20 protein-coding genes are annotated in these 21,461 nt (G+C 67.3%); 10 read left to right on the top strand and 10 right to left on the bottom strand.

Features of this window, described 5'->3' with window-relative positions; genetic code table 11:
* Position 1 precedes the first annotated feature (1 nt).
* Positions 2 to 1,375 carry a sensor histidine kinase gene (locus IIE29_RS04090; RefSeq protein WP_343071781.1) on the top strand — a complete coding sequence of 458 codons (1,374 nt, stop codon included), beginning with the start codon at positions 2 to 4 and terminating at the stop codon, positions 1,373 to 1,375.
* Positions 1,372 to 2,055: a response regulator gene (locus tag IIE29_RS04085; RefSeq protein ID WP_209323892.1), complete on the top strand. Its 684-nt coding sequence runs from the start codon at positions 1,372 to 1,374 to the stop codon at positions 2,053 to 2,055. Before IIE29_RS04090 ends, IIE29_RS04085 begins: the two co-directional genes overlap by 4 nt.
* A gap of 194 nt (positions 2,056 to 2,249) precedes the next feature.
* On the opposite strand, the gene IIE29_RS04080 is transcribed toward IIE29_RS04085, so the two are convergent.
* The gene (locus IIE29_RS04080) at positions 2,250 to 2,801 is read right to left on the bottom strand and encodes a hypothetical protein (RefSeq protein WP_209323891.1); all 552 of its coding nucleotides are present in this window, start codon (positions 2,799 to 2,801) and stop codon (positions 2,250 to 2,252) included.
* A gap of 368 nt (positions 2,802 to 3,169) precedes the next feature.
* On the opposite strand from IIE29_RS04080, the gene IIE29_RS04075 reads away from it, so the two are divergent.
* Genes IIE29_RS04075 through IIE29_RS04060 form a run of 4 tightly spaced genes read left to right on the top strand, consistent with a single transcriptional unit; the run spans position 3,170 to position 6,045 of the window.
* Complete coding sequence (locus IIE29_RS04075) at positions 3,170 to 3,652, top strand: CarD family transcriptional regulator (protein WP_135539215.1); 483 nt, start codon at positions 3,170 to 3,172, stop codon at positions 3,650 to 3,652.
* On the top strand, positions 3,646 to 4,617 hold the full coding sequence (locus tag IIE29_RS04070; RefSeq protein WP_425491437.1) for an IspD/TarI family cytidylyltransferase: 972 nt from the start codon (positions 3,646 to 3,648) through the stop codon (positions 4,615 to 4,617). The genes IIE29_RS04075 and IIE29_RS04070 overlap by 7 nt, the downstream gene beginning before the upstream one ends.
* Positions 4,614 to 5,099 carry a 2-C-methyl-D-erythritol 2,4-cyclodiphosphate synthase gene (ispF, locus tag IIE29_RS04065; protein ID WP_209323890.1) on the top strand — a complete coding sequence of 162 codons (486 nt, stop codon included), beginning with the start codon at positions 4,614 to 4,616 and terminating at the stop codon, positions 5,097 to 5,099. Before IIE29_RS04070 ends, ispF begins: the two co-directional genes overlap by 4 nt.
* A 16-nt stretch (positions 5,100 to 5,115) precedes the next feature.
* On the top strand, positions 5,116 to 6,045 hold the full coding sequence (locus tag IIE29_RS04060; protein WP_209323889.1) for a hypothetical protein: 930 nt from the start codon (positions 5,116 to 5,118) through the stop codon (positions 6,043 to 6,045).
* Positions 6,046 to 6,153: 108 nt separating this feature from the next.
* Here the strand turns inward: IIE29_RS04060 and IIE29_RS04055 are convergent, their stop codons facing one another.
* From IIE29_RS04055 to IIE29_RS04035, 5 genes are all read right to left on the bottom strand, one after another.
* Entirely contained in the window at positions 6,154 to 7,593 is a 1,440-nt protein-coding gene (locus IIE29_RS04055; RefSeq protein WP_246475669.1) for an amino acid permease, read from the bottom strand.
* Positions 7,594 to 7,775: 182 nt separating this feature from the next.
* Positions 7,776 to 8,447 carry an MBL fold metallo-hydrolase gene (locus IIE29_RS04050; RefSeq protein WP_209323888.1) on the bottom strand — a complete coding sequence of 224 codons (672 nt, stop codon included), beginning with the start codon at positions 8,445 to 8,447 and terminating at the stop codon, positions 7,776 to 7,778.
* Positions 8,447 to 9,538 carry an S-(hydroxymethyl)mycothiol dehydrogenase gene (locus tag IIE29_RS04045; RefSeq protein ID WP_209323887.1) on the bottom strand — a complete coding sequence of 364 codons (1,092 nt, stop codon included), beginning with the start codon at positions 9,536 to 9,538 and terminating at the stop codon, positions 8,447 to 8,449. Before IIE29_RS04045 ends, IIE29_RS04050 begins: the two co-directional genes overlap by 1 nt.
* A gap of 291 nt (positions 9,539 to 9,829) precedes the next feature.
* Positions 9,830 to 9,934, bottom strand: coding sequence for a methionine/alanine import family NSS transporter small subunit (locus tag IIE29_RS04040; protein WP_209323886.1), 105 nt, complete (start codon positions 9,932 to 9,934; stop codon positions 9,830 to 9,832).
* A 1-nt stretch (position 9,935) separates the two neighbouring features.
* On the bottom strand, positions 9,936 to 11,495 hold the full coding sequence (locus IIE29_RS04035) for a sodium-dependent transporter (RefSeq protein ID WP_209323885.1): 1,560 nt from the start codon (positions 11,493 to 11,495) through the stop codon (positions 9,936 to 9,938).
* Between the two features lie 246 nt (positions 11,496 to 11,741).
* Here IIE29_RS04035 and cysS point away from each other — a divergent pair, with 246 nt between their 5' ends.
* Positions 11,742 to 13,193: a cysteine--tRNA ligase gene (gene cysS / locus IIE29_RS04030; RefSeq protein WP_209323884.1), complete on the top strand. Its 1,452-nt coding sequence runs from the start codon at positions 11,742 to 11,744 to the stop codon at positions 13,191 to 13,193.
* Positions 13,194 to 13,250: 57 nt separating this feature from the next.
* The gene (gene rlmB, locus IIE29_RS04025; RefSeq protein WP_209323883.1) at positions 13,251 to 14,189 is read left to right on the top strand and encodes a 23S rRNA (guanosine(2251)-2'-O)-methyltransferase RlmB; all 939 of its coding nucleotides are present in this window, start codon (positions 13,251 to 13,253) and stop codon (positions 14,187 to 14,189) included.
* Between the two features lie 133 nt (positions 14,190 to 14,322).
* Here rlmB and IIE29_RS04020 read toward each other — a convergent pair whose 3' ends face one another.
* From IIE29_RS04020 to IIE29_RS04005, 4 genes are all read right to left on the bottom strand, one after another.
* The gene (locus IIE29_RS04020) at positions 14,323 to 15,816 is read right to left on the bottom strand and encodes an amino acid permease (protein WP_209323882.1); all 1,494 of its coding nucleotides are present in this window, start codon (positions 15,814 to 15,816) and stop codon (positions 14,323 to 14,325) included.
* A 101-nt stretch (positions 15,817 to 15,917) separates the two neighbouring features.
* The gene (locus IIE29_RS04015; RefSeq protein WP_209324141.1) at positions 15,918 to 16,721 is read right to left on the bottom strand and encodes an SDR family NAD(P)-dependent oxidoreductase; all 804 of its coding nucleotides are present in this window, start codon (positions 16,719 to 16,721) and stop codon (positions 15,918 to 15,920) included.
* Positions 16,722 to 17,044: 323 nt separating this feature from the next.
* Positions 17,045 to 18,364, bottom strand: a complete 1,320-nt coding sequence (locus IIE29_RS04010) for a DUF4032 domain-containing protein (protein WP_343071780.1) — start codon at positions 18,362 to 18,364, stop codon at positions 17,045 to 17,047.
* Positions 18,365 to 18,367: 3 nt separating this feature from the next.
* The gene (locus IIE29_RS04005) at positions 18,368 to 19,075 is read right to left on the bottom strand and encodes an ABC transporter ATP-binding protein (protein ID WP_246475668.1); all 708 of its coding nucleotides are present in this window, start codon (positions 19,073 to 19,075) and stop codon (positions 18,368 to 18,370) included.
* Between the two features lie 183 nt (positions 19,076 to 19,258).
* Here IIE29_RS04005 and IIE29_RS04000 point away from each other — a divergent pair, with 183 nt between their 5' ends.
* Positions 19,259 to 20,344, top strand: a complete 1,086-nt coding sequence (locus tag IIE29_RS04000) for a LacI family DNA-binding transcriptional regulator (RefSeq protein WP_209323880.1) — start codon at positions 19,259 to 19,261, stop codon at positions 20,342 to 20,344.
* On the top strand, positions 20,341 to 21,441 hold the full coding sequence (locus tag IIE29_RS03995; RefSeq protein ID WP_209323879.1) for a LacI family DNA-binding transcriptional regulator: 1,101 nt from the start codon (positions 20,341 to 20,343) through the stop codon (positions 21,439 to 21,441). The genes IIE29_RS04000 and IIE29_RS03995 overlap by 4 nt, the downstream gene beginning before the upstream one ends.
* Positions 21,442 to 21,461: the final 20 nt, after the last annotated feature.

Below are 21,461 nucleotides of genomic sequence, written 5' to 3'. Positions count from 1 at the left end.
TGTGGATCTCTTGGTAGTGGCGGTCCTGACCGGCGTCGTCGGCCTGGGCCTGGGCATAGCGGGCATTCTTGCGTTCCGATTCAGCGAACGCTCCCGTGATGCTGCCGATCTGCACTCCGAGGACGATCTGCCCGAAGGCATCGCCGAGGTTCTCGCCGTTCTGCCGTCGGCGGCGATCGTCATCGACGCCGGCGACGATGTCGTCAAAGCCTCCCCGGCGGCGTACACCTTCGGCCTGGTCAGGGGCCATTCGCTCGCCTCCGCCGAGATGCTGCGCGTCGTCGGCCGCGTCCGCACCCGCGGGCTCATCGAGGAGATCGATCTCGAGCAGACGCGGGAGAACTCCGACTCGGTGCTCCGCTTCCTCCACGCCCGTGTGGCGCCCCTGGGCACTTCCTTCGTCCTCGTCCTCTGCGATGATCAGACCGAATCGAAGCGCGTCGACGCCGTCCGCCGCGACTTCGTCGCCAACGTCTCGCACGAGCTCAAGACTCCGATCGGCGCGATGGCGCTCCTAGCCGAGGCGGTCACCGACTTCGCCGACGATCCGGCCGCGGTGGAGCGCTTCGGCGGACGCATGCAGCGGGAGTCGAAGCGACTCACCCAGCTCGTGCAGGAGATCATCGACCTCTCCCGCGTCCAGGACCATGCGGCACCGGCGACCACGGAGAAGATCTCCGCCGCCGAGGTGGTCGACGATGCAGCCGATCGCGCCCGGACGCGCGCCGAGGGCAAGAGCATCCACATCGAGATCTCCCCACCGAGCGACCTGCTCATCGAAGGCAACTACGAGCTGCTCGTCAACGCCGTCCGCAACCTCATCGACAACGCCATCAGCTACTCGCCCGACGGCACCCGTGTCGGGGTCGGCGTCGACCTCGTCGACGAACGCGTCGAGATCTCTGTGACCGACCAGGGCATCGGCATGTCCGCGCAGGACACGGAACGGGTCTTCGAGCGCTTCTACCGTGTGGACCCGGCACGGTCTCGGATCACCGGAGGCACGGGTCTGGGCCTGAGTATCGTCAAGCACATCATCGCCACCCACGGCGGAGAGGTGCGCGTATGGAGCCAGCTGGGCAAGGGCTCGACGTTCACCATCGTGCTGCCGCTGGCCGGAAACGCGTCCGAGTCCGAAGCGAGCTCGTCGGCGCCGGCAGGGGTGCTCCTCGAGCATCCCGCGGAACCCGCGCCGGATGATCGGGAGGCGCCCGCCTCGGCGGGGCCCTCGAAACCCGCCTCAAAAGGGGAAGGCGCGGGCGATGACGTTGATGGACCTTCCGTCGGAGATAATGAGAGCGACGCCGCCGTCGCAGCGGAGGGGACGCCCCAGGATCTGACCGATGAAAACGAACAAAGGAAGCTCACAACGTGACTCGTATTCTGCTCGTCGAGGATGAGGATTCGTTCTCGGACCCGCTGTCGTACCTGCTCGATAAGGAAGGGTACGAGGTGACGGTCGCCGATGACGGACTGAAGGCTCTGGCGGAGTTCGACCGCACGGGCGCCGACCTGGTCCTGCTCGACCTCATGCTGCCCGGCGTCTCCGGCACCGAGGTGTGCCGCGAGCTGCGCTCGAAGTCGAATGTGCCGATCATCATGCTCACGGCCAAGGACTCGGAGATCGACAAGGTCGTGGGGCTCGAGCTCGGCGCCGATGACTATGTGACGAAACCGTACTCCTCGCGTGAGCTGCTCGCTCGGGTGCGTGCGGTGCTGCGACGCAACGTCGAGGCCGATGACTTCGAGGACGAGTCGGTGCTCGAGGCCGGGGGAGTGCGCATCGATGTCGAACGCCATGTCGTGTCCGTTCGCGGTGAGGAGCTGTCCATGCCGCTCAAGGAGTTCGAGCTGCTCGAGATCCTCGTGCGCAACTCCGGGCGGGTGATGACACGCGGCCAGCTCATCGACCGCATCTGGGGCGAGGACTATGTGGGAGATACGAAGACCCTCGACGTCCATGTCAAACGTCTGCGCGCGAAGGTCGAGGAGAACCCCTCGGAGCCGCGCCTGCTCACGACCGTGCGCGGACTCGGGTACAAGTTCGAGGCCTGAGCCGAGCAGTCCCGGAAGACCGTCCGCCGGTCGAGGACGAATGCGCAAGGAGCCGCTCACATGACGTGAGCGGCTCCTTGCGTATGTGCGAACAGCGTGTGTCTGCGAACAGCGAGGCGAGAACGGCGCGTCGGTCCGGCTGACAGTCCTCGGGTGACAGTCCTCGGGGCGGTGGGCAGCCTCGGGCTGGACGATCAGCCGTTGGCTGCGGCGGTTCCCTCGGTCGAGGCGGCGTCCTCGCTGGGCACGTTCGACGGTGACTCGGAAGGCACGTACTCCTCGTAGTAGGGCAGAGTGTCCGTGAGCAGCTGGGCCTCGATCGTCTTCTCCTCGCCGCCGACCTTGACCGTGACGTCGACGAGGTCGCCGGGCTCGGCCTCGAGCTTGTCGACGGTGACGACGTCCTTGCTGGAGGTCTCCGGGCTCTTGGGATCCTGGACGAAGGTATCGCCGGCCTTGACCGATTCGGTGACCGAGGTGCCGGCGACCTCGACGGACACCTTGGCGGTGGAGTCACCCTTGTTGATCAGGGTGAAGAACAGCTGTGCCGGGCCCTTGCCGGACTCGTCCATGATGAGCATGAGCCCACGGACCTCGACGTCGCCGACGGTGCCCCAGGCCCCGTCGCCGCCGTTGTAGTGGTATTCGGCGGTCTGATGGGGAGACAGCAGGCTTGCACATCCGCTGACGGGAATGACGAGAGCGAGTGCGGCAACGGCGAGAGCCGCGCGGTTGTGCCGTTTCATTATGCTCCTTGAAGTGGCAATACAAGATCAGTCTGTATACTACCCGGTTCTTGACCTGCTGTAGAACCGGCTCCGTCACCTGGCCGAGGTTCCGCGACGGGTCGTGTGGGCAGCTGCCGTGGAAGGCGCGGATGTGAGAAGGCTCGGATGTGAGAAGGTGCGGTCCGCAGCGCATGAGGGATTCGTCGCCCCATCCGTCCTCGGCGGCAATGCGCCCGATGACGATGTTCCCGCTGGCGAGGAGGGTCGGGGCCGCTCCGGAATGAGGTCGAGGAGCGGAGCCTAGCACGATGTTTCATGACTCTGAGCGATTTCTGTGGCGAGCCTCATGGTAAACTGGGATTCCGCGAAAGGGGTTTGAAGAGAATATGAGTTTCCAGGTCGGCGACACTGTTGTCTATCCACATCACGGTGCAGCGACAATCCAAGAAATCAAGAAGCGATCCATCAAAGGTGAGGAGAAACTGTATCTCAAGCTCCAGGTCGCCCATGGTGATCTAGTGATCGAGGTCCCGGCCGAGAACTGCGACCTCGTCGGTGTGCGAGATGTCGTCGGTGAGGAAGGCGTGGAGAAGGTCTTCAATGTCCTCCGCGCGGAATTCGTCGAAGAGCCTGCCAACTGGTCCCGTCGGTACAAGGCCAATCTCGAGAAGCTCCAGTCCGGAGACGTCATCAAGGTCGCCGAGGTCGTCCGCGATCTCTGGCGTCGCGAGCAGGACCGCGGCCTGTCGACCGGTGAGAAGCGCATGCTCTCGAAGGCTCGGCAGATCCTCGTCTCCGAACTCGCCCTGGCTGAGAAGAAGGAAGAGTCCGAGGCAGAGGCCCTGCTGGACGAAGTGCTCGCATCCTGAGCACCTGTGTCATCATCCCGGCCGCAGGGTCGGGAACGCGCTTGGGCGGCGCTGAGCCGAAGGCCTTCGTCCGTGTGAACGGGCGGAGCCTGCTGGCCCGCAGCCTCGACGCGATCAACTCCTCGGGAGTCGCCTCCACGGTCGTGGTGGCGGCTCCCGAGGAATTTCTTTTCCGGGCACGCGAAGAAATCGCCGCGGTAACCGCGAACACTGAATGCAGAATGTCAATCACAGCCGTAGCAGGCGGAAATGACCGCACGGAATCAGTGCAAATTGCCTTGAAACACGTCGGCGATGCCGAATTCGTGCTCGTCCACGACGCGGCACGCTGCCTGACCCCGCCCGAGGTGTTCCGACGTGTGCTGGCAGCAGTGCGCTCAGGCGCTGCGGCGGTCGTTCCGGTCCTGCCGATGGTCGACACCGTCCGTCGTGTGGTGCCGGCAGATTCCGGTTCGAGTCGTGCAGCTGCGAGCGAGAGCGCTCGCCCGCTGGTGCAGGTGTCCTCCGGTTCCAGGGAAAGACTGAGCGGAGCTCTCGAACGCGCAGACCTGCGCCGGGTGCAGACGCCTCAGGGCTTCAGGACCGAAGTCCTCCTGCGCGCCCACGAACAGCACCGGAGAGACTCCGACGCGGTGAGCGCCGAAGATGCCGCAGCAGCCGGCGGGACTGCGGACACAGCTGCAGTCGGCGGGGCTGTGCCGACGGATGACGCGGGGCTGGTCGAACGCCTCGGCTTCGACGTCGTGGCCGTGCCCGGTCACGAGGAGGCGTTGAAGATCACCTACCCGTTCGATCTGCTCCTCGGTGAGCAGCTGGCGCGGATCAGGGATGAGAGCACCGGAGCCGCGCCCTTGACGTCAGACACCGGCTCTCCGGCGACAGACACAGGCTCTCCGGCGACAGGCGCTGATTCCCCGGCGACGGACACTGATTCCCTGACGAGAGACTCAGGAGAGCAGCGATGACTGCGATCATTCCCCGCATCGGCGTCGGCGTCGACGTGCACGCCTTCTCCGCCGATCCTGCACGCGAGCTCTGGGTCGCGGGTCTCCTGTGGCCGGGACAGGCCGGTCTCGAGGGACATTCGGACTCGGATGTGGCCGCCCATGCCTGCTGCGATGCGCTGTTCTCCGCAGCCGACCTCGGTGACCTCGGCCGGCATTTCGGCGTCGACCGTCCGGAACTCGCCGCAGCCCCGGGGACCGACCTGCTCGCCGAGGCGGCCCGAATCGTCCGCACGGCCGGCCTCGAGATCGGCAACATCGCCGTCCAGGTCATCGGGAATCGCCCGAAGATCGGTGCCCGGCGCTCCGAGGCCGGGCGTGTTCTGTCGGCCGCAGCCGGCGCCGCGGTGTCCGTCTCGGGCACGACCGCAGATGGTCTCGGGCTGACCGGTCGCGGCGAGGGGCTGGCCGCAATCGCCAATGCTCTGGTGTACCCGAGATGAAGGCCGAGCGAGCACGATGAGAGTGCTGTTCCAGGGTGCCGGGGCCATCGGCCTCGCCGGGGCCGCGCTCTTCACCGACGCCCACGAGGTCGCCGTCGCAGGCCGCGCGCCCACGTCGGGTCCGCGTGCGTCCTACCCGCGTCGGGTGGGAAGACTCGAGCCGAGCGGGCCCTCCCCAGCGGTGACCCGGGCAGGCTGGAGGGCGACCGAAGTGGCGGCGACTCGACGCGTCACCGTCACTGACTGGGCCGGCGCCGCGGGTGTCTGGGACCTCGTCGTCCTCTCCACTCGACCGGGCGACCTCGACCCGGCAGTTGCCTCGGCGATTCGCGAGATCGCTCCGAAGTCAATCGCGATCACCAGTCAGGTCGAAGGCGACCTCGACCGCGCGCGGTCCGAATTCCCCGCCGCCGAGGTCGTCGTCCTCGCACCGATGTTCCTGTCCGAACGCCTCGACGACGAAGCAGTGCCGGACGGGCGAGAGGTGCGTTATTGGGCACCCGCCGGCCTGCCGAGGTTCCTCCTCGCGGGCCAACGGGAAGCGGTGCGGCGTCTCGTGCGCGGGCTCGGACGTCTCGTCCTTCCGGCCCCGATCGCCGCAGCAGTGGTGCCGCCTGCAGTGTTCATCCCCTATGTCGCCGAGCTGAGCATCCACGGCGGCAATTGGGCACGGCTGAAGGCGCACCTGCACCGCCCCACGCAGGCCGCCGCCGAGGCGGTGGGTGCCCGGCTCGGACTGCCCGTGCCGATGTCTGCGGTCATCGCACGAGGTGTGCTGGGGGCGATGGAGTTCGCCGTCCCGATCGATGTCACCGCCTACGCCGGACGCCACTTCGGTCGGCATGTGGATCAGACGCGAGCCATGCTCACCGGCTGGGCAGCGGGTCCGAACGAATCGCCAGCCCTGGATGCGCAGATCGCAGCACTCGACCAGGGCCGGCACTGACCGGGACCGCGCCCAGCCTCGCAACGCGACCGCGCCGGCTCGGCACGTGAGACGGTCCCGACTCAGCACATGAACACACCTGGGAGCGGGACCTGAGGCAGCTCGGACTCAGACCTTCGCGGCGCGGCTGCGTTTGGTGACGACGAGTCCGACGAGGTAGAGCGCGGCGACGAAGATCAGGGTGCCGACGATCTGGAAGCGGACGGATTCGACGGTGAGGCCGAGGATGAGGATCGTGGCGATGCCGGCCAGTGCGGCATAGGACAGCCAGGGGAAGAGCCACATCTTCAGCGGCAGCTCCTGCCCGGCGGCCTCGGCGCGGTGGCGCAGGATGATGTGCGAGACGAGGGTGACGACCCAGGTGACGATGAGCGTCGAACCGACGATGTTGAGCAGCAGGCCGAGAACCTCCTCCGCCCAGAAGTAATTGAGTGCCACGGCGATGAAACCGAACGCCGAGGTCGCCAGCACCGAGGCGATGGGAACGCCGCGGCGCGAGGCCCGTCCGAAGGCGGCCGGCAGCATCCGACGCTGGGACATCGAGAAGGACATGCGGGAGGCCCCGTAGATGTTGGCGTTCATCGACGACAGCAGCGCGATGACGATGACGGCCCCGAGCAGGGCGGCGACGACCGGCAGTCCGGCAGTGTCGAGGACGGCGACGAACGGCGAGTCGGCCAGGCGCGGGTCCGTCCAGTCGAGGACGAGGACGATGATCGCCACCGACCCGATGTAGAGGCCGAGGATGCGCCAGACGATGGTCTTGATCGCCGTGGTCACGCTGTGGCTCGGGTCCGCGGTCTCGGCCGCCGCGACGGCGACGATCTCGATGCCTCCGAAGGCGAAGGCGACGACGAGGAGACCGGCGGCGACTCCGGAGACGCCGGTGGGCATGAAGCCGTCGGCGAAGATCTGCGCGGGCGGCTCTGCGGGAGTCCAGCCGAGGAGGTAGGCGATGCCGAGGACGACGAACAGCGCGACGAAGGCGACCTTGAGCAGGGAGAACCAGAATTCGAACTCGCCGAAGCTGCGCGCGGGAGTCAGGTTGATCGCGGTGAACACGACCATGATCGCCAGGGCGATCACCCACTGCGGAACGACGGGGAAGACGCCGGCGAGGATCTGCGCCGAGGCGGTCGCCTCCGCGGCGACGACGAGGCAGAGCTGGATCCACCACAGCGCGCCGACGGCGAAGGCCGCGGAGGGGCCCATCGCCTTTCCGGCGTAGTGGGAGAACGCTCCCGGGTTCGGATCGGCCGCGACGAGCTCTCCGAGGGCCCGCATGACGAAGATGACGATGAGCCCGGCCACGACGTAGGAGATGAGGACGGCAGGACCCGCTGCCTGCACGCCGGCGCCGGAGCCGACGAAGAGGCCGGCCCCGATCGCCGAGCCCAGACTCATCATCACGAGGTGGCGGGGCTTCATCCCCGCTTTGAGGCCCGTTGCGGCCTCCGCGGCCCCGGAGGCGCCGGAGGCTGCGGATGAGGATGTCGTGTCGCGTGGAGCCGGGGGCTCTGCGGGCTGCTGAGACTGTGATTCGGGCATCCGTTGAGTCTATCGTTCGAGCGCGTGAGGCGCCCGCGTGCCCGTTTGTCGGTTCCGCCCGGGAATCCTGGCTGCTGCAGGAGCCGAATCTTCAGCACTTCAGAGGCAGGGCAGGGCCTGCAGGAACAACAGCGGCCCCCGGTTCGGGGACGAACCGGGGGCCGCGTGCCGTGCAAGGGCGATCAGTGTCCGCGCTTGATCCAGTCGTCGAGGGCCGGACGTTCGGCCCCGATCGAGGTCGAATCGCCGTGTCCGGTGAGCACGACGGTCGCCTCGGGCAGTGGGAAGAGCACATCGCGGATCGACTCGATGATGGTCTCGAAGCTCGAGTACGACCGCCCGGTGGCACCGGGCCCTCCGTTGAACAGGGTGTCGCCGGAGAACAGCACCGGGCCGACGGCCCGACCGGCCCCGGCCGAGACGGGAGCGGGCAGACCGGTTTCGACGAAGAAGCACGTCGAACCGGGGGAGTGGCCCGGGGTGTGCAGGGCCTTGAGGCGGACACCCCCGACGTTCCACGTGTCGCCATCGGCGATCTGTCCGTCGGGCCGGTAGCTGTCATAGGTCATGTCCCACAGGACGTAGTCCTCGGGATTGAGGTAGACGGTGGGGTTGCCTACCCGCTGCGCGAAGTCGCGGACGACGCCCACATGGTCGTCATGCCCGTGCGTGAGCAGGATGGCCTTGACCTCCCGGGATCCGACCGCCTCGGCGATGGCATCGACGTCGTGGGCGGGGTCGATGACGATGACCTCGGAATCGTCGCCGATGATCCACACATTGTTGTCGACGTCGAAGGTCTCACCGTCGAGGGAGAAGGTGCCTGAGGTGACGAGATGTTCGATCGCAGTCATCAGAGTTCCACCACCGATCGCAGAACCCGGCCCTCGGCCATCTTGTCGAACGCCGCCTCGACGTCGCCGATGCCGATGCGTTCGGACACGAACTTCTCCAGGGGCAGGCGTCCCTGCTGATAGAGGTCGACGAGCATCGGGAAGTCGCGAGCGGGCAGGCAGTCGCCGTACCACGAGGACTTGAGCCTGCCGCCTCGGCCGAACACGTCGAGCAGCGGGACGGTGAGCTCCATCTCCGGGGTGGGCACGCCCACCAATACGACGGTCCCGGCGAGATCGCGACCGTAGAAGGCCTGGCGCCAGGTCGCGGGCAGCCCCACGGCGTCGATGACGACATCGGCGCCGAAGCCTCCGGTGCGCTCCTGGATGGCGGCGACGACCTCGTCCTCGCTCATGCCCTTGGTGTCCACGACGTCGGTGGCGCCGAGGTCCTTCGCCCAGTCGAGCTTCTTCTCATCGATGTCGAGGCCGATGATGGTCCCGGCGCCGGCGAGTGCCGATCCGGCGATCGCGGCGCAGCCGACGCCGCCGCAGCCGATGACGGCCACGGTCTTGCCGCGTGTGACCTCACCGGTGTTGATGGCGGCGCCGATGCCTGCCATCATCCCGCAGCCGAGCAGGCCGACGACGGCGGGATCGGATTCGGGGACCTTCGTGCACTGTCCGGCGGCGACGAGGGTCTTCTCGGCGAACGAGCCGATGCCCAGTGCCGCTTCGAGCTCGGTGCCGTCGGGCAGGGTCATCTTCTGTGAGGCATTGTGGGTGGCGAAGCAGTACCAGGGCTCGCCGCGCCTGCAGGCGCGGCAGTCGCCGCAGATGGCGCGCCAGTTGAGGATGACGAAGTCGCCGACCTCGACGTTCGTCACGCCTTCGCCGATCTCGGCGACCACTCCGGCGGACTCGTGGCCGAGCAGGAACGGGTAGTCGTCGCTGATGCCGCCCTCTCGGTAGTGGAAGTCGGTATGGCAGACGCCGCACGACTTCACATCGACGATGACTTCGCCGGGTCCCGGATCAGGGATGACGATGTCGGTGAGTTCGACTGGGGCTCCCTTGCTGCGGGAGATGACGCCCTTGACAGTCTGTGGCATTGCGTCTCCTTCTGTCTTCGACGCCGGGTGCCGGCGCATGCCGTCACCCGAATTGGACGAGTGCACCCCGGGCAGGGTGCGCACACTCCCCACCCTAACCAAGCAGCCCTCCGCCGACCAGTGGCGCGTCCGCACTCCGGGCTCGCGCCGAGGCGGTTCCCGATCCGGGTCTGCGAGGGTTCGGCGTGAATGCCGGAGGCGGCCCGACGTTATGACATCGGGCCGCCTCGCAGCGGTCGGATCCTTCGGTTCAGCCCGTGGGATCCCGCAGATCGGTTCGACCTCGGCAGGTCACTCCTCGTCCGGGTGCTTGCGCAGGTGCAGGATCGCTCCTGCCAGGCCGCCCCAGACGGTGACCATTGCGATGATCATCATGACGATTGCTGATGCACCCATTTCAGGCCCCCTTGTTCTCGGTGGGAATGTTCTCTTCGGCGACGGAGTCGGCGATCGCTGCGTCCATCTCATCGATGGTCTGCTTCGGCCATTTGATGACCGAGAGGATGATCGCGGCCACGGCCAGCAGACCGATCATGCCCCAACCGAAGGTGCCGGTGATGAGGGCCGGATAGTCCTCGTACCCTTCGGTGAGGTAGGTCATGATCTGCGTGATGAGCATGTAGGCCAGGACCACGCCGGTGATCGAGATGAGGATCATCCAGGTCCAGCCGAGCTTGAAGCTCGAGACCGCATTGAGGTGACGGCTGAAGAGCGGCAGCTTCCGCAGCAGCCATGCGACGGCGATGATCGCGAGCACGGCCGAGCCGACGATGCCGATGTTGTTCGCCCAGGCATCCATGGTGTCGAGGGCGTAGAGACCGGTGATCGTGGGCATGAGCAGCAGCGAGATGATCGCCATGGCTCCGCCGACGAAGATCGTCGAAGCGCGGTTGCTCATGCGGAACTTGTCGCGCAGGGCCTGGATCGGAACCTGCACGATCGAGATCAGCGAGGTCAGTCCCGCGAACACGAGGCAGGCGAAGAAGACGAAGCCGAAGATCGGACCGCCGGGCATCTCGGAGATCAGCGTCGGGAAGCCGACGAAGGCCAGCCCGATGCCCGAAGAGGCGACGTCGGCGACCTCGACGCCCTGCGCGGTGGCCATGAAGCCCAGAGCCGCGAAGATGCCGATGCCGGCGAGGATCTCGAACGCGGAGTTCGAGAAGCCGACGACGAGGCCGGCGCCGGTGAGGTTCGTCTTCTTCTTCAGGTACGAGGCATAGGTGATCATGATGCCGAAGGCGATCGACAGGGAGAAGAAGATCTGCCCATAGGCTGCGATCCACACCGCCGGATCGGTCAGTGCCGCGAAGTCCGGAGTGAACAGCGCATTGAGGCCCTCGGCCGCGCCCGGCAGGAACAGCGACCGGATGACCAATGCGAGGAAGAGGATGATGAGCAGCGGGATGAAGATCTTCGAGAACCCGGCGATGCCGTTCTGCACACCCATGAGGAGGATGCCGAGGACGATGACCCAGACGATGATGAGCGGGATGAGCACACCGGGGACGAACTCGAGCGAGACGCCCGGATCGCCCATCTTGAGGTACTCACCGAAGAAGAATCCCTCCGCGTCGTCGCCCCAGGCCTCGCCGAGCGAGAAGAACATATAGGAACCGGCCCAGCCGATGATCGCGGCATAGTAGATGCCGATGACGACGGCCACGCCCGTGGAGAACCAGCCGATGGGTTCGGCGGCCTTGTGGGTCATCCGGTAGGCCAGGGGGGCCGAGCCCCGCGACCGGTGCCCCATCGCGTAGTAGAAGAAGAGGAGCGGGATGCCCGCTGTCAGCAGTGCGACGAGGTAGGGGATGATGAAGGCGCCGCCGCCGTTCTCATAGGTGACATAGGGGAAGCGCCAGATGTTGCCGAGGCCGACCGCCGATCCGATGGCCGCGAAGATGAACGCGGATCGGGAGACGAAGACCTCCCTCTGGGGAGATGACTTGATCGACATTGATGTCCTTTCCTGACCGGCCGCCTCTCTTCGCAGCCGAGTTCCACCCTCGCCGGCTCTTCCGTGAGACGGCGGGAGCATGTGCGAAGACCGGGCGAAGATGGCTCTCACGTCGGTCTTCATTGCTTGCTTCCACTTTACTGGGAATCCGCTGGACAATGTGCCGTGCATCACGTGAGGTGCGTAACAGTCTGATATCGAATGCGGTGAAACGGCGAATTCGGCCCGGCCCGGTAGACTGAGGGAGTGACTATCTCGCTCTACAACACCGCCAGCCGCACGACCGAAGAACTGCGTCCCGTCAACGCCGGTCAGGTGGGGATGTACGTCTGCGGCGCTACGGTGCAGGGCGAACCGCACATCGGCCATCTGCGTTCGGCCTCGGTCTTCGACACCCTGCGCCGCTGGCTGCTCTACAGCGGCTACCAGGTGACGATGGTCCGCAATGTCACCGACATCGACGACAAGATCCTGACGAAGTCCGTCGAAGAGGGACGAGAATGGTTCGCTCACGCCTATAAGTACGAACGCGCCTTCACCGCCGCCTACGACGCACTCGACGTGCTGCCGCCGAGCAGCGAACCGCGCGCGACCGGCCACATCACGGAGATGATCGAACTCATCTCCCGCCTCATCGAGGCCGGCCACGCCTACCCCGCCCTCGACGGCAGCGCCGATGTCTACTTCGACGCCGCCTCGTGGGCCGACTACGGTCAGCTGACGAATCAGAGGCTCGAGGACATGGAGCTGTCAGAAGGCGCCGAACTGCGGGGGAAGAAGGACGCCCGGGACTTCGCACTGTGGAAGGCGCACAAGGACTCCGAGCCCATCACCGCCTCATGGCCCTCGCCATGGGGACGGGGCCGACCCGGCTGGCACATCGAATGCTCGGCCATGTCGACGAAGTACCTCGGGTCGAACTTCGACATCCACGGCGGCGGACTCGATCTGCGCTTCCCGCATCACGAGAACGAGCTGGCTCAATCCCGTGCCGCCGGCGACCAGTTCGCAAACATCTGGATGCATTCCGGTCTGCTCAATGTGGGCGGGGACAAGATGTCGAAGTCTCTGGGCAACTCCGTCTTCGCCTCTGACCTGTTCGACACGTTCAGCCCGCTGGCAGTCCGTTACTTCCTCACCGGTGCCAGCTACCGGTCGATCCTCGACTTCTCGAATGAGGCCATGGAACGTTCCGCGGCCTCGCTCGAACGACTGCAGAACTTCCTCCAGCGTGCTCGACAGGCGCTCGGGACAGACGCGCCGGCGCTGCCGGATGTCAGTGACTCCTATGTCGGACGCAGTGTCGACGTCCCTGCCGAATTCGCCGCCGCCCTCGACGACGACCTCGGTGTGCCACGTGCCCTGTCCGTGGTCTTCGCCTCCGTGAGCGAGGGCGCGAAGCTCCTCGACTCCGGTGCCGATCGGGCGGGGCTGGCACGGATCGTCGCCGAGGTGGAGCTCATGCTCGACATCCTCGGAGTCAACCCCAGCGCTGCTGTCTGGGCCGGTTCGGTCACCGACGCGAAGGCGGAATCGGCGCTCGACTCCCTCATCGCCACGATGGCGAACCGACGCGCCGAGGCGAAGCGGGACAAGGACTTCGCCACCGCGGACTCCATCCGCGACGAGCTCGCCGCGGCCGGCGTCGTCATCGAGGACACGGCCGACGGCTACCGCTACCACCTCGGCGAGGGCTGAGGAACTCGATCTTCGGTCGCCGGCACGAGCCTGCGACCCCAACGCATAAGGAATCACATGGCTTCCAATCCCCGCTCCGGCGGTTCGAAGAAGGGCCCGACCAAGGGCTCGGGCGGTAAGAACAGGCGCGGCCTGCGCGGCAAGGGCCCGACGCCCAAGGCCGAGGACCGCGTCTACCACAAGGCGCACAAGGCGGCGCAGCAGCGCAAGAACGTCAACGCCTCGGCACAGGCGAAGCGGAAGAAGAAGGAGAACGGCCCGAACATGGTCGCCGGGCGAAATTCCGTGCTCGAGGCGCTGCGCGAAGGTGTTCCGGCCACCGCGATGTACGTGTCCGGCCGCATCGACTCCGACGATCGCGTCCGCGAGTCGATCACGCTGGCGACCCAGCGCGGCATCTCGATGCTCGAGGCGAGCAAGCCCGACCTCGACCGACTCACCGACGATGCGATCCACCAGGGCATCGCCCTGCAGATCCCGCCGTACGAGTACGCGGACCCGTCCGACCTGCTCGAGTACGCCGCCGATCGCGCCGAGGCCCCGCTGCTGGTCGCCCTCGACGGAATCACCGACCCGCGCAACCTCGGCGCGATCGTGCGCTCGACCGCTGCCTTCGGCGGGCACGGCGTCATCATCCCCGAACGCCGCGCGGCCTCGATGACGGCCGCGGCATGGAAGACCTCGGCCGGTGCCGCCTCGCGGATCCGCGTCGCTCAGGTCGTCAATCTGGCCCGGGCCATCGACGAGCTGAAGAAACAGAATGTCTTCGTCGTCGGCCTCGATATGGACGGCGATGTGGAGCTGCCCGAACTGACGTTCAGCCGGGATCCGCTGTGCATCGTCGTCGGCTCCGAGGGCAAGGGGCTCTCGCGTCTGATCTCCGAGAAGTGCGATCAGATCGTGTCGATCCCGATCGCGGCGACCACCGAGTCGCTCAACGCGGGCATCGCTGCGGCCGTGTCCCTCTACGAGGTCGCTCGCGCCCGCCGCCCCTGATTCCCGTACCGCCCGACGGCGGCTCTGTTTCCTGCAGTCTCTGACGGCGGCCCTGGCATCACATGAGGTGCCAGGGCCGCCGTGTGCCTGAGCGAGGTCAGACGAGTCAGGGAGGTCGGAGGGTCCGCGGCGCTCAGGCGTCGACAGCTGTGCGGTAGTCGGCCTCGCTCAGGCCGCCGACGACCGAGTGGCGGCGGCTGTAGGTGAAGTAGACGAGAGCCCCGACCGCCATCCACACGCCGAAGACGATCCAGGTCCGGCCGCCGAGGTTGACCATCAGCGCCGCGCAGGCGAGTGCTCCGAGAGCCGGCACGACGGGACCGAAGGGCACCTTGAAGGACCGTTCGAGGTCGGGGCGCTTGAGGCGCAGGTAGATGACGGCGAGGTTGACGAGGAAGAAGGCGAAGAGCGTGCCGATGCTCGTGGCGTCGGCGAGTTCGCCCAGCGGGATGAACGCCGCGGTGATCGCCACGAGCCCGCCGACGATGAGCGTGCCTGCCAGGGGAGTGCCGGTGCGTCGGGACACGAGACCGAAGACCTTCGGCACCATTCCGTCGCGGGCCATCGTCAGCAGGATGCGCGACTGTCCGTAGAGCACGGTGATGACCACGGAGAAGATCGCGAGCACGGCGGCCACGGCGAAGAGGAGGACGGCGAGGTCCGATCCGGTGATCTCCTCGACGATCTGGACCAGAGGAGCGTGCGCGGTCTCGAACCACTGCCACTGCCGGGCGCCGATCGCGGTCACGGCCACGAGCACGTACATCGAGGTCACGATCAGCATCGAGAAGATGATCGCCCGCGGCAGGTCGCGGCGCGGGTTCTTCGCCTCCTCCCCAGCGGTCGAGGCGGCATCGAAGCCGATGTAGGAGAAGAACACGCTCGAGGCGGCCGCGGTGACTCCGGCCGCCCCCATCGGCAGCATCGGAGCGAAGTTGCCGGCCTTGAACGCGGTGAAGGCGACGATGGCGAAGAAGACGAGGATGCCGAGCTTGACGAACACGAGGATCGTGTTGACCACCCCGGATTCCCTGGCGCCGCGCATGAGCAGCACGGTGGCCAGAGCCACGACGACGAGCGCGGAGAGGTTGATGATCCCCTCGGGGTTCTCCGCCAGCCCCGGCCCGGTGGTCAGGGACGCAGGCAGTTCGAGGCCGAAGACGCGCAGGGTCTCATTGACGTAGTCGGCGGCCCCGACGGCCACCGCAGCCACCGAGACCGCGTACTCGAGCACGAGGCACCAGCCGCAGACCCATGCCACTCCCTCGCCGAGGGTCGCATAGGAGTACGAATAGCTCGAACCGGAGACCGGCACCATCCCGGCCATCTCGGCATAGCTGACCGCTGAGAGCAGTGCGGTGACACCGGCGAGGACGAACGCCAGCCACACCGCGGGGCCGGCGATGGGCACGGCCTCGCCGAGGATGACGAGGATGCCCGTGCCCAAGGTGGCGCCGACGCTGATCATCGTCAGCTGGAAGACTCCGAAGGTCCTGCGCAGACCGCTCGATTCCCCGGCCTGCGAGTCCGCGGCCATGGCGCTGATCGATTTCCGCCGACCCAGCTGTCGGAGCACTCCTGTGGAGGCGGTTGCCGATGGGCTGGAGGGAGTGTGCGACGCGGTCATATGAATATTCTTGCATAAGCATGAATATCTTCTCGGACGAGAGGCGCGAATTCACAGGCCGAAGCGGTCTGCAGCGTCGCCGATCTCACATGTCCGGGCCCTCAGACGTCGGGAGTGAACCGTCCGTCATGGGCCATCCAGCCGCCGTCGACGAGCTGCGAATGCCCGGTGACATAGCTCGAGGCGTCCGAGGCGAGGAACAGGACGGGACCTGCGATCTCGTGCAGGCGGCCCCACCGGCCCAGGGCGGTCTTGTCCGCATAGGCATCCCACCATGTGCTGTCGCCCTTGATCTGCTGGGTCAGCGGGGTGTCGAAGGGGCCGGGCAGGATCGCGTTGACCCGCACACCCCGGTCGCCGAGCTCGCTGGCCAGGGTCTTCGTCAGCTGTATGACACCGGCCTTGGCCGCGGCGTAGAGGCCTTGCCCCGGTTCGATCGCCAGGGCCCGGAACGAGGCGTAGGTGACGATCGACCCGCGGCCGCGTCTGCCCATCTCACGACCGAACCCGCGCATCAGCCGGTAGGTGCCCTTGAGGTTGATGTCGATGACTCGGTCGAACTCCTCGTCGCTCGTCGAGACCAGGCGTTTGCGCACATTCGCCCCGGGCGTGACGACGAGGACCTCGGCCTCGGCCCAGGCGGCGACGAGGGCGTCGACGGAGGCAGTGTCCGTGATGTCGACCGCGGCGGGCTCGGCCGATCCGACGCCGCGGGCGGCGATGAGGTCCGCGGTCGCCTCGGCGCCTGCGGGATTGAGGTCGGCGACGATGACGTGCGCTCCGGCATCGGCGAGCCCGATCGCGCTGGCCTGGCCCAGTCCGGACCCGGCGCCGACGACGACGGCGGTGCGTCCGCTGAGGTCGAACAGGCCGAGGATCGACGGATTGTGCTCGTTCGTCGGCATCTGTCCCGGCGAGGCCGAGCTCTCATGGGCCGGTCTGTCCTGGGCCGGCCTCTCGTCGGCGGAGTCCGGGTGGGCCGGGCTGTGCGGTGCGTCCGTCATCGGAGGTCCTTCCATGGGGAATCGGTGTGGAGGGACGCCGTCGTCGCCTCCGTCGAGTTCAAAGGTATGCCCGCCGAGGCGGCTCCGACGCGGCCGTTTCACCTTGTGGAACGTCGGCGGTCGCTGCTCCCGGGCGTGCTCAGTTCGCCGTCCCCGGACTTGCTCAGGTCGCCGTCCCCGGGCTTGCTCGGATCGCCGCCCTGGGTGAGCTCTCGGCCGAGGGCTCAGAACTGCTCGCTGTCGACGTATCGGATCTCGTCGGGCAGGTTCGCGAGGTAGTCGACGATGAAGTAGGCGATGGCCTCCATGGTCGGGATGTCGCGCTGCCGGGCCCGGGCCATCGTGCGCCGATGCTCGGCGAATTCGTAGAAGATCTGCCCCGGCTCGAGCTTGCGGGTGAGGTTCTCCGGAATCGCCTGGATGAGCGGTTTGTAGACCTCTTCGAGCCACCGTCTGGCGGCCTGGGACTCGTCGAGTTCGTCCACCTCGGCGATCTCCGGGGCCGAGCGGAAGGAGTCGAGGTCGTTGAGCATCGCCCGCGCCTGGTTCTCGTTCGCCCCGATGCCGGTCAGGCGCAGCAGGCGCCTGGAGTGGTGGTTGGGTTCGACGACCTTCGGTTCGACGAGGAGGCTGATCCCGTCGATGTCGGTCGTCACGGTCAGCTCACCGAGATCGAAGCCGAGGTCATTGAGGCGGCGGATGCGCTCGTCGATGCGCCACCGCTCGTTGACGCTGAATTCCTCGACCCGAGTCAGCTCCGCCCACAGGGCGTTGTAGGACTCGCAGAGGCGCTCACCGGCCGCCAAGGGGTCGGTTTCGGCGGCGATGAGGCCCGCCGCCTGCAGGTCGAGGAAGTCGCCGGCGATGTTCATCCGCGCGATCCGCAGGTCCATGTTCCGCTGGCCGTCGGAGAGCTGCTCGTGCAGCTCTCCGGTCTCCGCGTCGACGACATAGGCGGCGTAGGCGTCGGCATCGCGGCGGAAGAGCGTGTTCGACAGTGAGACGTCGCCCCAGTAGAACCCGACGAGGTGGAGGCGGGCCAGCAGCACGGCCAAGGCGTCGACGAGGCGGCCGCCGGTGTCGGTGGCCAGGTCTCGGGAGAAGAGCGCCCGATAGGGCAGGGAGAACTCGAGGTAGGCCGTGATGAGCGCGCCGTTGAGCCTCTCCCCGGACGCGGTTCTGCGACCGTTGACGTAGGCCCGTGGTTCGACGAGCGGGACGTCGAGGTTGCCGAGCGCGCCGAGGATGTCGAATTCGCGCAGCGCCTGCCGGTCGTCGGTCTCCTTGATCGCGAGCACCTCGTCGCCGATCTCCACATAGCGCACGACGTGGCGGGAGATGCCGCGGGGCAGTCCGCCGAGCAGCGTCTCCGGCCACTCGTCCAGCGGCAGGTGCCAGGGCAGCTCGGACAGTGCGGCACGATCGGCATGGTGGATGGCGTGGATCTCGGGTCCCGGGGCTCCCGGTCCCGAGGGCCGGGCCGGAGCGACCGTCGACGGTCGGATCTCCGCCGGGGCGGTCGGCTGTGACGGGGTGCCGGACACGGCTCAGGAGTCCGTGTCCGGCACCGAGGCCACGAGCGCCTCGGCGAGTTCCGGTGTCTCCACTCCGATGAGCCGACCGCGGTCGAGGAGCGCGATCCGGTCGCCGAGGACCTTCGCGTCCTCGAGATCGGACGTGGCGTAGATGGTGGTCAGCTCGAACTCCTGCTGCAGGTCCTTGATCAGCGACAGGGTCTCGGCCTGCTGTTCGGGGACGAGGTTGACCACGGGCTCATCCATGATGAGCACCTTCGGCTTGCGGACGACGGCCCGGGCCAGCGCCACGGTCTGCCGCTGCAGCCGGGTGAGGTCACCGGGAACCGAATCGAGGATCTCGGTCAGCCCGATCTTGTCCATCACGGTCTCGACCCGCTCCCTGATCTCCTCGGCCGGGAGGCCGTCGACGCGGAGCGCGAAACCGAGATTGTCGCGCACGCTCATGTGCGGATACAGGGCGTAGCTCTCGAGCGCCAGCGTCACATCGCGATCGTTGACGGCGGTGTGGGTGATGTCGACGCCGTCGATGAGGATCGTGCCGGTCTTCGGGGTCTCGAGGCCGTGGAGCATCCTCAGGATCGTCGACTTGCCCGAACCGGACGAGCCGTAGAGGACGAGGAACTCTCCAGTGTCGACGAAGAGATTGAACGGATGCACGGATTCGGATGTCGTGTTCTCGTAAATATGACTGAGGCCATTCAACGACACCGTTGACATGTGTCCTCCTCTAAGTAACTCGGTGAGCAGCTGGTCGTCGGTGACCTGGCGGGGATGCTCAGTCCCTCTCATACTAAAGGGTGGGCCGGTCGGGCGCTCATTCTATTCGACAAAGCGTAGAGTGATTCTCAGCACGATGCCGGTGCGCTGATGCACACACCTGCCGAAAGTAGACTGACGCATATGAAGGTCACGCTGGACGAGGTCGCCGCCCGGGCGGGGGTGTCCCTGGCCACGGTCTCACGTGTCCTCGGCCGCCGCGGCGCGGTCGCCGAGGCGACCCGGGCGAAGGTCCTCGAGGCGATGCACGAGCTCGGCTATTCGCGGTCGACGCTGCTCCATGACGCGCCGAGGCGGCTCGTGGCCGTCGGCGCCCCCGGCAATCCCGAACACTGGCAGGTCCAGGTCTGCACCCGTGTGGCCAAGGCTCTGCAGGACCACGGTCTGCTCGTCACGCGGCCGCTCGTCGAGACCGATCCCGAGCCCCTGCGGATCGCGATCGATGCCGGCGCGGTCGCCCTCGTGACACCGACGCTGACGAGTCTGCACACCGACATCCCGTGCATCCGCGTCGACGAGCAGTCCGCCACGACTTCCGACGAACTCGGCCGACAGGTGACCGGGGGAGCGCAGACGGACGGAACCGCGGCCGGCGGAACGGCGACGAACGCAGCGGCGGCGAGGGAGCCGGGAGGCCCGGCCGGACCGGGCGGTGCCGATATCATCGCCGCCCGTCTCGATCTCGGCGGCGGGATGACCACGGCCTTCGAACACCTGCGCGCGATCGGCCACCGGCGGATCGGTCTGATCTGCAACGACAGTGGAGAATTGGCTGTGCAGCTGATCCGCCGCTTCCTCGCCGAGCATCCGGCGCGCAATCTCGGGCTCACTCTCGAGGACTGGATCGCGCGGGTGCCGAAGTCGTTCTCGGGCGGATCGCGTGCCGTGCTCGAACTCAAGGACGCGACCTGCACGGCGGTGATCGTGCAGTCCGCGCTGCAGCTGCACGGGGCCCTGCACGGGCTGCGCAATCGGCATCTGCAGGTGCCGCGGGACATGTCGATCGTCGGCTTCGGCGATTCTCCGACCATGAAGTTCACCGGCCCGCCCGCCACCGTCCTCGGCCTCGACCTCGAAGGCCTTTCGAACGCGCTGGTCGCGGCCACCCTCAACACTCTGCGCATCTCGTCGACGGGGCTGCCGACGGTGCCGCCGGTGTTCCGCCCGCGACTCATCGCCCGCACCTCGACGACGGCGGCCCGCCAGTGAACGAGCAGGAGACGAGCGGACCGACCTCGGGCGGGCAGCCGCCGGAGCATCGGCACGTCCGCCTCGCAGAGATCGCCGGCACGGCCGGGGTGTCGAAGGCCACCGCCTCGAGGGCGCTGCGCGATCCCGAATCGGTCTCGCCGGCTTCCTTGGCGAAGGTGAGGCAGGCCCTGGCCATTCTCGGCGCTGCCGGCCACAGCCCCGAGACGCGCGGGACCGGGCAGCGGGCAGAACCGGGCACCGAAGTCCCGATGATCGCTCTCATCAAGCCCGCCGTGTCCGCAGGCAATGTCGATCCGTACTCCCGGTTGGCGGAGATCCTGACGAACCGGATGTTCGGTCTGCGCATCGCCGTCGTCCACATCGAAGCCGTCGCCGAACGCAATGAGGCTCTGGCCGAGACGATCCTCGGCGATGAGCACGGCGGCCCGACGGTCTCCGGCGCCGTGGTCGTCGGCGGTGGTGCCGCCGGAGCGCTCGCCGGCATCCTCGCCGAGCGCGGGCTGCCGCTCATCCGCATCTCCAACGCCCGCCACGACGACGGGATCTCGCGCATCTACCTCGATGCCACCGGCGGCATCGACACCGCCGTCGCCCACCTCGTCCACCTCGGGCACCGTCGCATCGGTCTCGCGGTGCTGCGCGATTCGGCGGCACCGGCGCGCATCGCCGGATTCCGCAGGTCGATGGCCGGCATCCTCCACATCCCGGCGACCCGCGATCAGGCGCCCGTCGTCGAGGCGGCCGGGGGCACGATGGCCGGTGTCGCCGCCGCCGAGGAGCTCATCGACCTGCGCTGCACGGCCGTCATCGCCTGCGCGCCCTCGTTGTCCTTCGGCCTGCTCGAGGCCGCCCAACGGCTGCGGCTCGATGTGCCCCGGGACCTGTCGCTGCTCACGGTCGGCGACGTGCCGGACGCCGATGTCGTCGAGCCGCCGCTGTCACAGGTCGTCTATGACTGGGCGATGGTGGCGCAGTCGGCGATCGATGAGATCCGGGCCATGATCGCCGCCGGTCGGCAGCGGGTGCACGTGGACTACACGGTCGATCCGGATCTCGTCCTCCGTGCCAGCGCGGTCCCGCCGCAGCGACGCTGAGGACGGGCACCGGCGCAGCG

The organism is Brevibacterium renqingii (assembly GCF_017808095.1).
Lineage (GTDB): Bacteria > Actinomycetota > Actinomycetes > Actinomycetales > Brevibacteriaceae > Brevibacterium > Brevibacterium renqingii.
The sequence above is the reverse complement of the archived record's forward strand: the minus strand, read 5'-3'. Positions and strand labels throughout refer to the sequence as shown.

Coding starts and splice junctions, on each gene's coding strand:
- IIE29_RS04055 (WP_246475669.1), bottom strand. CDS start 7,593: ATGCCCGAATCACAGTCTCAGCAGCCCGCAGAGCCCCCGGCTCCACGC.
- IIE29_RS04080 (WP_209323891.1), bottom strand. CDS start 2,801: ATGAAACGGCACAACCGCGCGGCTCTCGCCGTTGCCGCACTCGCTCTC.
- IIE29_RS04050 (WP_209323888.1), bottom strand. CDS start 8,447: ATGACTGCGATCGAACATCTCGTCACCTCAGGCACCTTCTCCCTCGAC.
- IIE29_RS04015 (WP_209324141.1), bottom strand. CDS start 16,721: ATGCCGACGAACGAGCACAATCCGTCGATCCTCGGCCTGTTCGACCTC.
- IIE29_RS04000 (WP_209323880.1), top strand. CDS start 19,259: ATGAAGGTCACGCTGGACGAGGTCGCCGCCCGGGCGGGGGTGTCCCTG.
- IIE29_RS04020 (WP_209323882.1), bottom strand. CDS start 15,816: ATGACCGCGTCGCACACTCCCTCCAGCCCATCGGCAACCGCCTCCACA.
- IIE29_RS04060 (WP_209323889.1), top strand. CDS start 5,116: ATGAGAGTGCTGTTCCAGGGTGCCGGGGCCATCGGCCTCGCCGGGGCC.
- IIE29_RS04040 (WP_209323886.1), bottom strand. CDS start 9,934: ATGGGTGCATCAGCAATCGTCATGATGATCATCGCAATGGTCACCGTC.
- IIE29_RS04035 (WP_209323885.1), bottom strand. CDS start 11,495: ATGTCGATCAAGTCATCTCCCCAGAGGGAGGTCTTCGTCTCCCGATCC.
- IIE29_RS04075 (WP_135539215.1), top strand. CDS start 3,170: ATGAGTTTCCAGGTCGGCGACACTGTTGTCTATCCACATCACGGTGCA.
- IIE29_RS04005 (WP_246475668.1), bottom strand. CDS start 19,075: ATGTCAACGGTGTCGTTGAATGGCCTCAGTCATATTTACGAGAACACG.
- ispF (WP_209323890.1), top strand. CDS start 4,614: ATGACTGCGATCATTCCCCGCATCGGCGTCGGCGTCGACGTGCACGCC.
- IIE29_RS04045 (WP_209323887.1), bottom strand. CDS start 9,538: ATGCCACAGACTGTCAAGGGCGTCATCTCCCGCAGCAAGGGAGCCCCA.
- rlmB (WP_209323883.1), top strand. CDS start 13,251: ATGGCTTCCAATCCCCGCTCCGGCGGTTCGAAGAAGGGCCCGACCAAG.